This is a genomic window from Pseudomonas sp. AC193 (genome assembly GCF_979258075.1).
Genome location: NZ_OZ409832.1, coordinates 5662359 through 5677880, shown reverse-complemented (window position 1 = coordinate 5677880; position 15522 = coordinate 5662359). Strand labels below are relative to the sequence as shown.

Annotated in this window: 15 protein-coding genes and 1 pseudogene; 6 read left to right on the top strand and 10 right to left on the bottom strand. The window is 60.5% G+C overall.

The window, feature by feature from the left end; translation table 11 throughout:
• Positions 1–18 precede the first annotated feature (18 nt).
• Positions 19–480 (top strand): TIGR02444 family protein, encoded by a 462-nt coding sequence (locus tag ACZZ0D_RS25460; protein ID WP_212546196.1) that lies wholly within the window; start codon positions 19–21, stop codon positions 478–480.
• Here the strand turns inward: ACZZ0D_RS25460 and ACZZ0D_RS25455 are convergent.
• Positions 477–1697 carry an AlgP family protein gene (locus tag ACZZ0D_RS25455; protein WP_463554583.1) on the bottom strand — a complete coding sequence of 407 codons (1221 nt, stop codon included), beginning with the start codon at positions 1695–1697 and terminating at the stop codon, positions 477–479. The two genes, ACZZ0D_RS25460 and ACZZ0D_RS25455, sit on opposite strands and share 4 nt — an antisense overlap.
• Before the next feature lie 193 nt (positions 1698–1890).
• Here ACZZ0D_RS25455 and ACZZ0D_RS25450 point away from each other — a divergent pair, with 193 nt between their 5' ends.
• Positions 1891–2556 carry an FKBP-type peptidyl-prolyl cis-trans isomerase gene (locus ACZZ0D_RS25450; RefSeq protein ID WP_159814381.1) on the top strand — a complete coding sequence of 222 codons (666 nt, stop codon included), beginning with the start codon at positions 1891–1893 and terminating at the stop codon, positions 2554–2556.
• Between the two features lie 58 nt (positions 2557–2614).
• Here ACZZ0D_RS25450 and ACZZ0D_RS25445 read toward each other — a convergent pair whose 3' ends face one another.
• From ACZZ0D_RS25445 to ACZZ0D_RS25410, 8 genes and pseudogenes are all read right to left on the bottom strand, one after another.
• Complete coding sequence (locus tag ACZZ0D_RS25445; RefSeq protein WP_053124949.1) at positions 2615–3073, bottom strand: Rsd/AlgQ family anti-sigma factor; 459 nt, start codon at positions 3071–3073, stop codon at positions 2615–2617.
• A 184-nt stretch (positions 3074–3257) separates the two neighbouring features.
• Positions 3258–3809: a disulfide bond formation protein B gene (locus ACZZ0D_RS25440; protein ID WP_463554582.1), complete on the bottom strand. Its 552-nt coding sequence runs from the start codon at positions 3807–3809 to the stop codon at positions 3258–3260.
• Between the two features lie 219 nt (positions 3810–4028).
• Positions 4029–5267 (bottom strand): heme biosynthesis protein HemY, encoded by a 1239-nt coding sequence (locus tag ACZZ0D_RS25435; RefSeq protein ID WP_053124954.1) that lies wholly within the window; start codon positions 5265–5267, stop codon positions 4029–4031.
• Positions 5264–6406: a uroporphyrinogen-III C-methyltransferase gene (locus tag ACZZ0D_RS25430; protein ID WP_212546200.1), complete on the bottom strand. Its 1143-nt coding sequence runs from the start codon at positions 6404–6406 to the stop codon at positions 5264–5266. Before ACZZ0D_RS25430 ends, ACZZ0D_RS25435 begins: the two co-directional genes overlap by 4 nt.
• Positions 6407–6422: 16 nt before the next feature.
• Entirely contained in the window at positions 6423–7184 is a 762-nt protein-coding gene (locus ACZZ0D_RS25425; protein WP_463554581.1) for a uroporphyrinogen-III synthase, read from the bottom strand.
• A complete protein-coding gene (hemC, locus tag ACZZ0D_RS25420) occupies positions 7181–8122 on the bottom strand; it encodes a hydroxymethylbilane synthase (RefSeq protein WP_159814389.1) in 942 nt (313 codons plus the stop codon). The genes ACZZ0D_RS25425 and hemC overlap by 4 nt, the downstream gene beginning before the upstream one ends.
• Positions 8123–8260: 138 nt before the next feature.
• Entirely contained in the window at positions 8261–9007 is a 747-nt protein-coding gene (locus ACZZ0D_RS25415) for a LytR/AlgR family response regulator transcription factor (RefSeq protein ID WP_007911111.1), read from the bottom strand.
• Positions 9004–9207, bottom strand: a pseudogene (locus ACZZ0D_RS25410) (sensor histidine kinase); the annotation flags it as partial. The pseudogene ACZZ0D_RS25410 and the gene ACZZ0D_RS25415, both read right to left, overlap by 4 nt.
• Before the next feature lie 272 nt (positions 9208–9479).
• Between ACZZ0D_RS25410 and argH the strand changes: the two are divergent.
• On the top strand, positions 9480–10874 hold the full coding sequence (gene argH / locus ACZZ0D_RS25405) for an argininosuccinate lyase (protein ID WP_463554580.1): 1395 nt from the start codon (positions 9480–9482) through the stop codon (positions 10872–10874).
• 106 nt (positions 10875–10980) lie between these two features.
• Here argH and ACZZ0D_RS25400 read toward each other — a convergent pair whose 3' ends face one another.
• The gene (locus ACZZ0D_RS25400) at positions 10981–11640 is read right to left on the bottom strand and encodes a glutathione S-transferase family protein (protein ID WP_159814391.1); all 660 of its coding nucleotides are present in this window, start codon (positions 11638–11640) and stop codon (positions 10981–10983) included.
• Between the two features lie 123 nt (positions 11641–11763).
• Here ACZZ0D_RS25400 and ACZZ0D_RS25395 point away from each other — a divergent pair, with 123 nt between their 5' ends.
• The 3 genes from ACZZ0D_RS25395 (at position 11764) to ACZZ0D_RS25385 (ending at position 15522) form a co-directional block, all read left to right on the top strand.
• A complete protein-coding gene (locus tag ACZZ0D_RS25395; RefSeq protein WP_053124965.1) occupies positions 11764–12054 on the top strand; it encodes a hypothetical protein in 291 nt (96 codons plus the stop codon).
• A gap of 196 nt (positions 12055–12250) precedes the next feature.
• Positions 12251–12496, top strand: a complete 246-nt coding sequence (locus tag ACZZ0D_RS25390) for a TIGR02647 family protein (protein ID WP_463554579.1) — start codon at positions 12251–12253, stop codon at positions 12494–12496.
• Between the two features lie 182 nt (positions 12497–12678).
• Positions 12679–15522 carry a class I adenylate cyclase gene (locus tag ACZZ0D_RS25385; RefSeq protein WP_463554578.1) on the top strand — a complete coding sequence of 948 codons (2844 nt, stop codon included), beginning with the start codon at positions 12679–12681 and terminating at the stop codon, positions 15520–15522.

Genomic DNA, 15522 nt, shown 5'->3' with positions numbered 1-15522 from the left:
ACTGGCGCGAGTAGCACGATGTCCTCTGACCTGTGGAGCTTTTCCCTTGCCACCTACGCCCGTCCGGGCGTGGAAGACGCCTGCCTGCAACTGCAAACGGCGGGCGCGAACGTGTGCCTGCTGTTGTGCGGTTTATGGCTGGAGCAACGCGGGGTGACCTGCGATGAACAACGCGTCAGCGAACTTCAGGCGCTCACCGAGCCTTGGGATATCGAAGTGGTGCAACCGCTGCGGACACTGCGTATGCAATGGAAAGCACGGGCGTTGGATGACGCGGTGTTGAAAGGCATGCGCGAGCAGATCAAATCACTTGAGCTGGAAGCTGAGCGAGCGTTGCTGTCACGGCTTGAAGGTGTGGCGCAGGAATGGACGCGAAACGATGCAGGTTCGATGACCTGGCTTGAAGGCTTGGCCGGCACGGCGGCCAACCCGAACCGCGACGCGCTGCAAGTGCTGCGCGTCGCGGCGACCGGCGTTTAGGAAGCGCTGGTTGGGTTGTTGCTGGTGCTCGACACAGCGGCTGGCGATGGCGCAGTCGATGGCGTCGAGGTCGTAGCGGCTGGAGCAGGTGCCGCTGGCGCAGCCGACGCTGCCGGTGCGGCAGGCTTGGCGGCAGGCGCGGTAGCCGGTTTGGCGGCAGCTGGTTTGGCAGCGGCTGGCTTTTTAACGGCTGGTTTTGCGGCTGGTTTCGCAGCTGGCTTGGCGGCTGGTTTTGCAGCAGCAGGCTTGGCAGCAGCAGTCGCTGGTTTGGCAGCAGCGGCTGGCTTGGCGGCGGCTTTCACGGCTGGTTTGGCAGCCGGTTTTGCAGCAGCTTTGGCTGGCGCTTTTGCCGCAGGCTTGGCTGCTGCTGGTTTAGCGGCAGTCTTGGCAGCGGGTTTTGCAGCGGCAGTTTTAGCAGCAGGTTTTGCCGCAGCTTTGGCAGCAGGTTTGGCGGCCGGTTTAGCAGCGGCGGTTTTCGCTGGAGCAGCTTTGGCAGCGGCTGGCTTCGCAGCTGGTTTAGCAGCAGCGGCACGGGTAGCCGGCTTGGCAGCGGCAGTCCGCGCAGCAGGTTTTGCCGCTGTGGTTTTAGCTGCTGGTTTTGCAGCGCTCGCCGCAGCAGGTTTCTTCACTGCAGGTTTTGCAGCTGCTTTGGCCGCTGGTTTTGCAGCGGCTTTCACTGGTGCTTTTGCAGCAGGTTTGGCAGCGGTTTTAGCAGCCGCTTTTGCAGCAGGCTTGGCGGCTGCGGTTTTCGCTGGAGCTTTGGCTGCAGCAGGTTTTGCAGCAGCTTTCTTCGCCGGTGCCGCTGCTGGTTTGGCCGAGCGAGTCGACAATACCTTGCCCACTGCTTCTTGAACGCGGCCAACACCCTGGGCCAGTTTCAGGCTTTCCTGGGCATCGCGCTTGAGTTGCAGAATGTAGCTGCGGGTGTCGGACTGACGATCCTTCAGCGCATCGAGCAGGTCTTCCAGTTCTTTCACTGCGCCTTTGGCTTTGGTCTGTGCCTTGGCTTTACCGGCAGTGGCTGCGTCCTGCAATTTGGTGCGGGATTTGTGCAGTTTTTCTTGCGCCTTGCCGCGTTGCTTTTCCAGCTTGGCGAGCAGTTTTTCAGCATCAGCCAAGGCTTGCGAGCAAGCGTTTTCCAAATGCTCGAGCAGGCTGCCCGAGAGTTGTTGGAGTAAGTGCAACGGAGTGTTTACAGGCTTCTTGGTGGCCGACATGGTTTACCTCCTGGCTGACGTGAGTGCGGCTCATACTAGACCTCTGCTGACACCGCCGCTAGGTCATGTTGACAGTATCGAAACAGTTGCGTTGCAACGAAGTGAAAATGTTCTGCACAAAGGCAAAAGCAGTTCACCGTTGCAGACGTTTGCGCTGGCATAATCCAGCGCAATTCAGGACGGAGCAGTGACCATGTCGCGCTACTTTTTTTTATCCCTCTGCGTGATCTTTTCTGCAGCCCACGCTGACGAAAAATCCACTGCGAACGATGCTCACGATCTGGCCTACAGCCTCGGTGCCAGCCTGGGCGAACGGCTGCGTCAGGAAGTCCCGCAGCTACAGATTCAGGCATTGGTCGAGGGCTTGCAGCAGGCGTATCAAGGCAAGCCGCTGGCGCTGAGTGAAGCGCGTATCGAACAGGTTCTGGCCGATCACGAAGCGCAAAATGCCGAGCACTCGACACAGCCTTCGAGCGATGCCGCGATGGAAAACGAACAGCGTTTTCTCACCGCTGAAAAAGCCAAACCAGGCGTGAAGGAACTGGCCGATGGCATCTTGCTGACCGAGCTCGCGCCAGGCACCGGTACCAAGGCCGGCCCAGATGGAAAAGTGCAGGTGTTGTATGTCGGTCGCTTGCCGGACGGCACCGTGTTCGATCAGAACACTCAGCCGCAATGGTTCAACCTCGACAGCGTGATCGCCGGCTGGCGCAGCGCTTTGCAAAACATGCCGGTGGGCGCGAAATGGCGTTTGGTGATTCCATCGGATCAGGCCTATGGCGCCGATGGTGCCGGCGACTTGATCGCACCGTTTACACCGCTGGTATTTGAAGTGGAGTTGCGCGGCGCGAGCAGTTGAGCAGGCAATAAAAAACGGTGCGCTTTGGGCGCACCGTTTTTTTGATCAGAGAAAAGAATCAGGCCTGAACCGGATCTTCTTCCTTGTGTGCTGTGTGCAGCACTTCGATCAGGCAGTCTTCGAGTTCGAAGCGCTCATGCAGCAAACCACCGAGCTCTTTGAATTTCTCGGCAACGCATTTGCCTTCATCGCAAAGGTCATTGAACGCGAGCAGCTTCTCGGTGATCACGTCGATGCGCGGGTAGATTGTCTCGGCGAGCTCCAGACCGCGTTTGTCGTTGAACGCCTTGGCTTCGCCAGTCAGCTGTTCGTAGATTTCGAAGTGCCCGGCCGACACGTAATCGACCAGCACGCCGCAGAATTCCTGCAAAGGCTTGCGGCTCTCGGACAGCGACTCAGGCTGTGCACCGAGATTGTCGTAGGCACCGATCAGATCTTCACGCTCTTGCAACCAGCGGTCGATCAGCAGATGAACTCCACCCCAACGTTCCTGAGCATTCTGACAACTTTCGAGCATGGCGATCTCTCTTCCCTTGTGGGTCATGCTGCTCTACACCCGCGCCTCTCTTCTGGTTTATCGCTTGGAGGGCGGCCGGGCAGAGCGTCATCGAGCAACATAATTCCAATGACACGTGCGGGCCAGATTATGCCCGCGCGCCTATGGCATCAAGGTACGCAGGAGATAAAGTTCATACAAGTGTTTAATCCCTGGCCAGCCCTTGGTGCGACGCTTCGCCGCTGAGCGGTCGTTGCAGAGCGTTGCAGACCAGCCGCAGCAGTTGATAAAACGCCAGAATCGACACCCCGACAAAGAACAGCAAACTCCATTCCGGGATGCTCAAATCAAACAGCGTCCAGGAAATTTCGGCGCAATCGGCGCTGCCGTTAAACATCCGCAGTGTTGCGCACAGCCACGGCAGACGGCTGAAAAGGGTCTCGGGATCGGGCGAACATTCCACCAGTTGCAACAGTGGATCACTCTGCAACAGCACCTGTCGCCAGGCCGCCGTCGTGCCCACCAGACTGGCACCCAGCGCCGCCAGCCAATAGAGCGACAGACCGACACGTTGCGGGCCATGCACCGCCGCCAAACCGCAGACGGCCGTCAGCAGCGTCAGAAACAAACGCTGCACCAGGCACAGACTGCACGGCGCCAGCCCGATCGCGTATTCGAGGTAATAGGAAGCTCCCAGGGCAACGGCCCCCGCAGTGAAAGCCATGAAAAACAAGGAGCGTGAGCAGGCCAACGACATGGCTTTTCCGTAACAGTAGAGACAGGTAGTTACGGTAGAGGAAAGCGCGTAAGCCTTTCAAGGCAAGGGGCTGCCGACACTTCGGCAAAGGTGTAGGGAAAACCCGACAGGGCAGGAAGGAAAAGAAGAAGGCGCTCGTAGGACTTTGCCTCTGGCGCCCATTGGCGGGGAATTATTCGGTCGGAAAACCTACACGAGGGAGCGAACTCCCTCGTCGATTCAGACGCGCGCCGGCACCGGTAATGGCGCCGCGAGCAGGCGTTCATCGAGCAGGCCTAGGCCTTCTTGGAACAGCTGATTACTGCGATCGGTGTCCCCGAGCTGCGCCAGCAGACGCGCCAGTTCCGCACAGGTTTCCGGGTTGCGCTGCACGCGCAGGCTGCTTTCCAGATAGTCACGCGCCTTGCCCCACAGACTGGTCTGCAGACACAGACGGCCGAGGGTCAGCAGCAAGCTCGGATCATTTGGATGTTCCTTGAGCCAGCCTTCAGCGGTCTGCAACTGACGCGCCGGATCGCTGCCGCGCACCAGGCCATAGAGACGCGCCAGATGACTGTCGTACTGGCGCTTGAGCGCGGTGCGCAGCACTTCTTCGGCCTCGACCTGAGCGCCCAGCTGACGCAGTTGTTCGGCGTAGGCCAGCACCAGCGGCGCTTCTTGACGCTGAGCCGAAGTGAGTTGCTGCCACGCCCGTTGGAGCGACTGCAAACCCACGGTGCCGTCTTCTTCGCGGTGCGCAGCCAGCGAGAGGTTTTCACCCCAGGCACGACGCTCCAGTTCAGACAGTTCGGCTGGCGGCAGCACTTTGTCTTTGCGCAGCTCTGGCAGCAGGCGAATCACCGCCGACCAATCGCCGCGCTGCTGATGCAGGCGATGCAATTGGCGCAGGGTTTGCGCGTTGTGCGGATGGCGTTCGTGCATCGCTTGCAGGGTGACCAGCGCACCGTCGGTGTCGCCACGATCGGTCTGCAACTGCGCATGACTCAGGGCAATCGCCAGCTCGGCTTGCGGCTGACGCTCCAGTGCGCGCTCCAGCAGACGATCGCATTCTTCGTAATTGCCTTGCTCGTTGGCCGCACGGGCGGCACCGAGGTAGTACAGCAGTGGCTGGCGCTCGGCCTCGGCGGCGCGAGAAAGATGCCGCTGCGCACTGGCCCAACGACCTTCGGCGAGATCCAGCTGACCGTGCTCGATCGCCACTTGCACACGACGGCTGCGATTGCGTCGCGACCAGGGATTGACCACACCGCTGGAGGCCATCACCAACTCAACCAAGGCCTTGATGCCCCAGATCAGCAGCCACAACACCGCGATCAACCCGAGCGTTGCCCACAGGCTCGCTTCATAGCGGAAGCTCTTGTAGGCGATCAGCACGTAACCGGAATGCTGCGCCACCGCAAACCCAAGCGCTGCCGTCGCCGCGATCACCAGAAACACGATCACATACAGGCGTTTCATGGCGTGGCCTCCTGCGCAGCATTCGCGGCAGGTTTGGCGAACGGTTTCACCGATTCTTCAGCGTTGACGTTACGGCGTTCGAGATAGCCTTGCACTGCACTCAGGGTGCCGGTCATGTCCGGCGTGTTGACGGTGACCGGTTCTTTGCTCAGCTCGCCGACCTGTTCCAGCATCACTTTGCTTTGCGGGTTGTCCGGATTGAAATTGCCTTTGAGCACATCACGCGCTTCGGCCATGGCCTGGGTGTAAACCGGCGCCTGACCATTGAGGGCCGCCCACTGCGCCTGTTCCAGGGCCAGGCTCAGGGCCAGGCGCACTTGACTCAGACTCTGCCCGGCCAGCAGCGGCCGCACGTTTTTGTCGGCATTGAAATCGATGCGGATATAGCGCGAGACCTGATCCCACCACTGCGCCCAACGACTGGCGCCGTCACCGTCAGCGGTCAGGCCCAGCAGCGATTCGCCGCGATCTTTGTACTCGGGCGCCAGCTCGGTGAGCCCGACCACCTGATCACGCAGTGCACCGATGCGCAGGAACAATCCGGTGCGATCCGGCTGCTCGGTGCTGCGCAGGGCGACGAGGGTTTTGGCCACTTGCTCGCGGGCCGCGAAGGCGCCCGGATCGTTCTGTTCGCGGAGGATTTCGTCGGCACCCTGCACCAGTGCCTGAGCGCTGCTGATGTCCTGCAACGCTGAAAGACGCAGGCTGGCCAGACGCAGCAGATGCTCGGCCTCGGCCAGACGCCAGTCCTTGCGACTTGCGCCGAGGACGGTTTCCAGACGTTGATTGAGGCGCTGTTGATCGCCCTGAAGCTGCGTCACCAGACGCTGGCGTTCGGCAAGTTCGTCGGCGCCCGGCAACTGCGCGAGGCGTTCGGTCAGGCGCTGCTCGTTGAGCTTCAGGGTCTGCGCCTGATCATTCAGCGCCTGCACTTCACCTGACTGCGCTTGCGTGTTGGTCTGCAGGTGACGCACCTGCCAGACACCCCAGCCACCGATCGCGACGCCGGCTGCGCCGAGCAACAGGGCGACGATGGCCAGTCCATTGCCTCGGCGCGGCTCTTTGGCCGGCGGTGGAGTTTCAACCTGAGCATCGATCACAGGCTGGACATCATCTTTAGGCAAGGCTGTTTCGCTCACGTATCCATCCTTTGCATTAGAGAACGGGCCCGGGATTTTCCCGTAACGCCGTCAGCAAAGCCGCGGCATTCGCGCCGCGGCAATCCACAACTGTTTGAGCCCCGGCGGCACGTGCCAGCTCGGCGACTCTCGGGCTTGGTACAAACAACGGCAATTGCGCAATTTCCGGCCAGGCATCGCCGGCCATTTCGCGCAGGTGCTCAAAACCCTGTCCACTGCTGACCACCAGCCCGTTCAAGCGTTCCGCTTGCAACCGCCGTGGCAGCTCTTTCGGCGCGTACGCTGGCAGGTCGCGTCGATACAATTCCAGATACTCGACACTAGCACCTAGCGCGCGCAGACGCTCGGCGAGCAGCTCGCGCCCGCCCTCGCCACGCAGGATCATCACCTGCGCGCCGGGCTGGCTGACCACTTCACGCAGACGCGGCAATTGCAGCAAGGCTTCGCTGTCATCGCCATCGTCCGGGAAGTTCACGTCGAGGCCATGCTCGCGCAGAATCTGCGCGGTCGCCGCGCCGACGCTGAACCAAGGCATCGTTAGCGCAGACGAAGTGCCGAGCAGATCCAGCGCAATGCGAGCCGCCGGTTTGCTGACCACGATCACCGCGTTACAACTCTGCAAGCGCGCCATCGCCTGACGAATATTGTCAGAGACCGGCAGCGCAACAATGTCCAGAAGCGGCAAGCAGCTACTGAAAACACCCTGCGCCGCCAACGTCTCCGCCAACGCCGCACAGTCTTCCGCAGGGCGCGTCAGCAGCAGGCGCCAAGCGGTCACTCGTGACCTGCCTCGCCATAGACCGCCTTGAGAATCTCGGCTGCGCCCTGGCTCAGCAAGTCTTCGGCGACCCGCACGCCCAACGCTTCGGCGTCGGCGCGCGGTGCGCGAGCTTCAGCGCTGAGCAGCAAGCCACCGCTCGGCTCGCCGACCAGACCGCGCAACCACAACTGCTCGCCTTCCAGCACGGCGTAGCAGGCGATCGGCACTTGGCAGCCGCCATTCAGATGCTTGTTGAGGGCACGTTCGGCGGTCACGCGCGACGAGGTGTCGGCATGATGCAGCGGTGCGAGCAAGGCGTGGATTTCAGTGTCAGCGCTGCGGCATTCGATGCCGACCGCGCCCTGGCCACCGGCCGGCAGGCTGTCATCGACACTGATCGCCGAGGTAATGCGTTCTTCGAAACCGAGGCGGATCAGACCGGCCGCAGCGAGGATGATCGCGTCGTACTCACCGGCATCGAGCTTGGCCAGACGCGTGTTGACGTTACCGCGCAGGAAGCGGATTTGCAGATCCGGGCGACGCGTGAGCAATTGCGCCTGACGACGCAGGCTCGACGTGCCGACAATGGCGCCGGCAGGCAACGCATCGAGGCTGGCATAGGTGTTGGAAACGAAGGCATCGCGCGGGTCTTCGCGCTCGCAGATGCAGAACAGACCGAGACCTTCAGGGAAGTCCATCGGCACGTCTTTCATCGAGTGGACGGCAATGTCGGCTTCATTCTCGAGCAGCGCGGTTTCCAGTTCTTTGACGAACAGACCCTTGCCGCCGATTTTCGACAGTGGCGAATCGAGCAGCTTGTCGCCGCGACTGACCATGGGCACCAGCGTCACCAGCAGGCCCGGATGGGCCGCTTCCAGACGGGCTTTAACGTATTCGGCCTGCCAGAGGGCCAGCGCACTTTTACGGGTGGCGATGCGGATTTCGCGAGAGGACATGGATCAATCCGTACTGAATAGATACGGCGGATAATAACAGCTCAGCCAAATCCACTTTGACTTGAATCAGCCTCGGCGCGGCCTCCCTGGCCCGCCATGCCCGGTGAAAAGAACAGTGAGCCGCCAGAAAAGTCCGGCTTACAGGCCCTGCATCATTTTGCGTACGCCGGCCACATGCCGACGACTGACGATCAGCGCATCACCATTGAGGCCTTTGAGGAACAGCTGGAAATGCCCCAGCGGCGTGCGTTGCAGTCGTTCGATGCGGTCGCGGGCGACCAGGGCGTTGCGGTGGATCCGCACAAAGCGTTCGCCGAATTCGTCTTCGAGAGCCTTGAGCGGCTCATCAAGCAGCACTTCGCCGGCCTCGTGGCGCAAGGTCACGTATTTGTGGTCGGCAATGAAATAGACCACCTGATCCAGCGGGATCAGTTCGATGCCTTTGCGGGTGCGTGCGCTGATATGGCTGCGCGGGCCGGTGCCACTTTCGGCAGCGGGACGGGTCAGGGCCGAGAGTTGCGCCCGGTTGGGACGTTCCGCCCGTTTCAGGGCGTCATGCAGATGTTCAGTTCGCACGGGTTTCACCACATAGCCCACGGCGCTGGCCTGCAGGGCTTCCACGGCAAATTCATCGGGGCTGGTGCAAAACACCACGGCGGGCGGCGTTTCTCGTTCGCACAGACGGGCAGCGACTTGCAGGCCATCTAGGCCTGGCATGCGGATATCGAGCAAGACGATATCCGGCTTGTGGCTGTCGATCAGTGCCAACGCCTCCTCGCCATTCGTGGCGCTGGGCTCCAGAACTGTATAACCCTCGAGCTCGCTCACCATTCGGCTGAGGCGCTCGCGAGCCAGTGGTTCGTCATCAACGATCAGGACATTCATATTGCGCTGGATTCCTGCGTGAGTCTCGCACAAGGATAGCGTAGACAGGTGAAGTGACGTCCGTCACCGCGATCCACGCTAAGACTAGCCCGAGCGCCAAAAAGTGCCGTACGTCGGCCAGCAATATTTGCCAGAGTCCGCGTCGTACCGCTCAAAGCCCGCTGTTTCTCGCGTTTTTCGCAGGGATTGCCGAAGGACAATTACACCCACCCCCTCTTCTTATAGTCGGCGACCAGACCTTTGCGCGATCCAAAGTCGCGCCGACCCTTATGTCCTACTGTAGACGCTCGTCGGGCCGATATTGCTCAATCGAAAAATATCCTTACGCAAATCCCCCGGGAGCAGTGCCGACTATGGCCGGTTCGATGAGAAAAAAACGTATCGACCAGTGTCAACGACAGGATTGGCAACCCTGTTATTATCCGCGCCAGCGTTTCACGCCTTTTTTCTTCAAGCCGATACGAGCGAATTCATGAGCACTGACAAGACCAATCAGTCCTGGGGCGGCCGCTTCAGTGAACCCGTCGACGCCTTCGTCGCCCGCTTCACCGCCTCCGTCACTTTCGACCAGCGCCTGTATCGCCACGACATCATGGGCTCGATCGCCCACGCCACCATGCTGGCCAAGGTCGGCGTGCTGACCGATGCCGAGCGCGACAGCATCATCGACGGCCTGAACACGATTCAGGGCGAAATCGAAGCCGGCCAGTTCGACTGGCGCATCGACCTCGAAGACGTGCACATGAACATCGAAGCACGCCTGACCGATCGCATCGGTGTCACCGGTAAAAAACTGCACACCGGGCGTAGCCGTAACGACCAGGTCGCCACCGACATCCGCCTGTGGCTGCGTGACGAGATCGACCTGACCCTCGCCGAAATCACCCGTCTGCAAAAAGGCCTGCTGGAGCAAGCCGAGCGCGAAGCCGCGAGCATCATGCCGGGCTTCACTCACCTGCAGACCGCGCAGCCAGTGACCTTCGGGCACCACATGCTGGCCTGGTTCGAAATGCTCAGCCGCGATTACGAGCGTCTGGTCGACTGCCGCAAGCGCACCAACCGCATGCCACTGGGCAGCGCCGCGCTGGCCGGCACCACCTACCCGATCGACCGCGAATACACCGCACAACTGCTCGGTTTCGACGCCGTCGGCGGCAACTCGCTGGACAACGTTTCCGATCGCGACTTCGCCATCGAATTCTGCTCGGCCGCGAGCATCGCGATGATGCACTTGTCGCGTTTCTCCGAAGAGCTGGTGCTGTGGACCAGCGCGCAGTTCCAGTTCATCGATCTGCCGGATCGTTTCTGCACCGGCAGCTCGATCATGCCGCAAAAGAAAAACCCTGACGTGCCAGAACTGGTGCGTGGCAAGACCGGCCGTGTGTTCGGTGCCTTGATGGGCCTGCTGACCTTGATGAAAGGCCAGCCGCTGGCCTACAACAAGGACAACCAGGAAGACAAAGAGCCGCTGTTCGACGCCGCCGACACCCTGCGCGACTCGCTGCGCGCCTTTGCCGACATGATCCCGGCGATCAAACCGAAGCACGCGATCATGCGTGAAGCGGCGTTGCGTGGTTTCTCCACCGCGACCGACCTGGCGGATTACCTGGTGCGTCGCGGTCTGCCGTTCCGTGATTGCCACGAGATCGTTGGTCATGCGGTGAAATACGGCGTGGACACTGGCAAGGATCTGGCCGAGATGAGCCTGGAAGAACTGCGTCAGTTCAGCGATCAGATCGAGCAGGATGTGTTTGCCGTGCTGACCCTGGAAGGCTCGGTGAATGCCCGTGACCATATTGGCGGGACTGCGCCGGCGCAGGTCAAGGCTGCTGTAGTTCGCGGTCAGGCGCTGATCGCCAGCCGCTAACAGCAAAAGCCAAAAGCATCGCGAGCAGGCTCACTCCTACATTGGAATGCGTTCCCCTGTAGGAGTGAGCCTGCTCGCGATAGCTGCCTTCAACTCACTACAAATCTCACTTCTTGGCAGCGATCATCGCCAAAAACGCCGGCATCGCCGCTTCTTTGTCCGCCGCAATCTTCTGCACATGCGGATTCTGCTCAAGCCGCTCCAGCAGCGCCTTCGCCTGCGGCATCTCCGCCAGCAAATCAATCCCGAACAGTTTATGCCCGACCGCACAGGCCAGCGGCACGCTGTAGAGGAAGTACAAATCGGCAATGCTCAGACTGTCGCCCGCCACGTACGGGGCGAATTTGCCATGACGACCCAGCGCCGCAAAACCCAATAGCAATTCAGACTTGGTCTTTTCCTTGATCGCGTCCGGCAAGGTCATGCCGAAGAACGCTTCGCCATAACAGGCGCGGCCCGGCAATTCGATGTACAGCTCGATTTCCTTGGCAATCGCCAGCACTTGCGCACGTTCGAACGGATCGCTCGGCAGCAGCGGTGTGCCTTTTTGGGTCTGTTCGAGGTATTCGAGGATGATCGCGGTTTCGTTGATGAAACCGGCGTCCACGCCCAGCACCGGGACTTTGCCGCGCGGGCTGATGGCCAGTGATTCCGGGGTTGGCGTCGGGTAGAACGTGACTTCTTCGAACGGCAGGCCTTTTTCCAGCAGCGCCAGTTTGACCATGTTGTAGTAGTTGCTGACTGAGAATCCGTAGAGCTTGAGCATCACATAGCCTCCAGGCCGTGCGGGGTGGGCAGTGCCTGTTTATAGATCGCTCAGGCCAATCCCGCCAGCAGCATCACGCCGCTGAATGCGGGTAAACTGGCGCCTTTCCTTGAGGAGCCTGCCATGAGCGAGCCGACAGACATCGACAATGACAACGACGAAGAAGAGTTCACCGAAGCGACGTTGATCGAAGCCATCGAAAACCAGATCGAAAGCGACAACCCGCCGGCCGCCAAAGCGACGTTCAACAAACTGACCCTGGTCGGCGTCGAGCGCGAAGAAATCCTCAATCTGATGGCCCACGTGCTGGCCTACGAGATTGACGCGATGCTCGATGAAGACCGCGCATTTGATACTGAATGGTACGAAGCGGCCCTGCGTGCACTCCCTGAGTTGCCACCAGAAAAAGCCTAAGATCAAAAGATCGCAGCCTTCGGCAGCTCCTACACAAATCCCCTGTAGGAGCTGCCGAAGGCTGCGATCTTTTTTATGGGGACTACACTGGAATCCGCCTCACGACAAAATCCCTGATCTGAGCACTGGACATGCCGCAAAAGCGGGTTCACCTTAGGGGCGCTGTCGTCTAATTCCTAGAAAGTCTGGAGTCCTTATGTCGCTTACCCCTGAGTTGGTTGCCGAACTGGAAGTCCTTGCACTCTTTCCCCTGGACAGTTCCCAGGAAGGTTTGAAAATTCATCAGACCGCTGCCCCGAAACATATTTCTGCCGCTAAACGCCTCTATGAAAAAGACCTGACGGATCAGCCCGATGGCGGTTATCTGACCAGCCTCGGTCGTGATGCTGCGCAAAATGTGCAAACCGTGCTGACCATTCTGAGAGAGCAAGAAACCGCCTGATTCCACCCGACTTCGCCCACGGGAACTCCTGCCACGGGATTTCCGCGGGCCTGTGCGGGCGAAACGATAGAAATATGGCGTCAAAAAACAAATTCAGCTTAAAAGTCCCGCTGCCCTAAGGCTAAACTGCCCGACATTCCGAGACCCTCTACGTCCGAGCCTGCGAGCCGGTTTGAGCTGACATGACGCGCACCCACGAAATCCGCCCCGACCTGGACGAGGGAATTGACCGCAAGGTTCTCAGCCAACTGCGCGCGCGGTTTCTCAAACTCAATGAAGGCCGCCTTGGCCGCGCCCTCGAAGGGTTGTCGCCGCGCCAACAAAGCGTGCTGACGCTGTTGCCGCTGTTCTTCCACGTCAATCATCCGCTGCTGCCGGGTTACGTCTCGGGCAGTGCGCCGGCCGGCCTGTCGAATTACGAGCCGGACGCCAATGTGCTCGCTGAAGCCCAACGCCTGACTCGCTCGTTTTCTTATAAGCCGCGCCACGGCAGCAACCCGCCGCGACCGATTCACGGCCTGTTCCTGATGGGCAGCCTCGGCACACTGGCGCAGGCCGATCAAAGCGACATGGACGTGTGGGTCTGCCACGCGCCGGATCTGAGCGAAAGCGAACTCAGTGAGCTGAGCAAGAAATGCCAGTTGCTCGAAGCCTGGGCCGCGAGCCAGGGCGCCGAAGCGCATTTCTTCCTGATCGACCCGGTGCGCTTCGTCAAAGGTGAACGCGACAACCAGCTCAGCTCGGAAAACTGCGGCAGCACCCAACACTATCTATTGCTGGACGAGTTCTACCGCACCGCGATCTGGCTGGCCGGGCGCACGCCGATCTGGTGGCTGGTGCCGGTTTACGAGGAAACCGCCTACGACCTGTACACCCACACCCTGCTGTCGAAGCGCTTCATTCGCGCCGACGAAACCCTGGATCTCGGCCATCTGGCGACGATTCCACCGGGAGAGTTCATCGGCGCGGGTTTGTGGCAATTGTTCAAGGGTATCGAGTCACCGTACAAATCGGTGCTCAAACTATTGCTGACCGAGGTTTACGCCAGCGAGCACCCACACGTGCAGTGCCTGAGCCTGCGCTTCAAAAAAGCCGTGTTCGCCAATCAGCTCGATCTCGATGAGCTGGATCCGTACATGGTCGTGTACCGGCGCATCGAGGAATACCTCATTGCGCGCAACGAGCCGGAACGCCTGGAACTGGTGCGCCGCGCGCTGTATCTGAAGGTCAACCGCAAGCTCACCGGCAACAGTCGCACCCAGAGCTGGCAACGTTCGTTGCTCGAACGTCTGGCCAGCGAATGGCATTGGGATCAGCGGCAATTGGCGCTGCTCGATAGCCGCAGCCAGTGGAAAGTCCGCCAGGTCAGCGCCGAACGCCGCGCACTGGTCAGCGAGCTGAATTACAGCTATCGCTTCCTGACCCAATTCGCCCGCACCGAGCAAACCGTCAGCCTGATCAACAAGCGTGACCTCAATGTGCTCGGCCGACGGTTGTACGCGGCGTTTGAACGCAAGGCCGACAAGGTCGAGTTCATCAACCCCGGCATCGCCCCGGACCTGGCCGAAGACACCCTGACGCTGGTGCAATCGCGCAACAAAAAGGAACCCGGGCAAACCCAGTGGGGCCTGTACAACGGCAGCCTTACCGCGCAGGAATGGGAGCATTTCGCGCCGATCAAACGCAGCCGCGAGTTGCTTGAGCTGCTGACCTGGAGTCATCGCAACGGCGTGATCGACAGCAGCACGCGCCTGGCGCTGCACCCCGGCACCAGTGACATGAGCGAGTTCGAACTGTTCAACCTGCTCGGCAGCCTGCAACAGTGCATCGCCCTGCCCTTGCCCACGGTCGACGAAATCCCGTTGCTGCGCGCCGCAGTGCCCAGCGAAGTGCTGATGCTGGTCAACGTCGGCATCGACCCGCTCAAGCATCACCGCGACCTCAACATCCTGATGACCACCGAACGCACCGACTCGCTGAGCTACGCCGGCGTGCGCGAAAATCTGGTGCTGACCCTGGATCAGGTCACGCTCAACAGCTGGAACGAAGTGCTGGTCAACCGTTTCGACGGCCCACACGCCTTGCTCGACTGTCTGCGCGACTACCTCAACAACCTGCCGCGCGGGCCGCAGCAGCCGAAATTAAAGGTGCGCTGCTTCTGTCATAACCGCGCACAGTTCATTGCCCGCCGCGTCGAAGAGATCGTCGACACCGCGCAGAACCTGCTGCTCAGCGGCCTGAATCATCGTTACCTGATTCAGGTGCAGCAGCACTATCACGTTTTGGAATTGGTGCCGGGCCAGGTCAACCATGTCGCCCTCGCCACGCTGCCGGCGTTGCTCGATTACCTCGGCGAAGAACAGCCGCGTTATAGCCCGCTGCATCTCGATCCGATGGCGCTGGAAGAGCACGACCTCGCCTTGATCCTGCCGATGGGCCAGCCGGAATGCATTCAGGTGTTCTACCGGATCACTGAGCAACAGGCCGAGTTGTACGTGCTGGATGAATTCAATGCGCTGTGGCTGCAGCGTTTGCCGTATCACGATGAGCAAAGTCTGCTGGTGCCATTGCAGCGCTTTCTGCAATCGATCCTGTTCCGCCGCGAAGCCGTGCTGCCGATGGACGCAGGCCCAGACGCTGCCCTCGAAACTTTGTATTACCAGTTATTGCCTTCGGGCCCCGGGCGCGCGCGCCGGGTCGAAGCACGGCCCGCGCCGCAGACGCCAGTCAACAAGCCGTTCTACGACGTGCAGGCGATCGTCGGCAAAGCCGCACCGGGCGAAGTGCAGGTCACTTTGTATTGCAATCAACGGGAATTCAGCGAGCTGGAACATGGCGACCAGCTGTTCAGCGTGGTCGCCCGGGAGATCGTCGAGCAGCGCCGCGAGACCGAGCGCTACCGCTGCTACATCACCGACCTCGACCTTTCGGGCCTGCTCGGTGACGGGCAGAGTTCAAGCAATTTGTATCTGCGCTACAAGGCTGACCTGGAGCGCGCACTGAACGAGGCGCTCGAACAGGTCTGA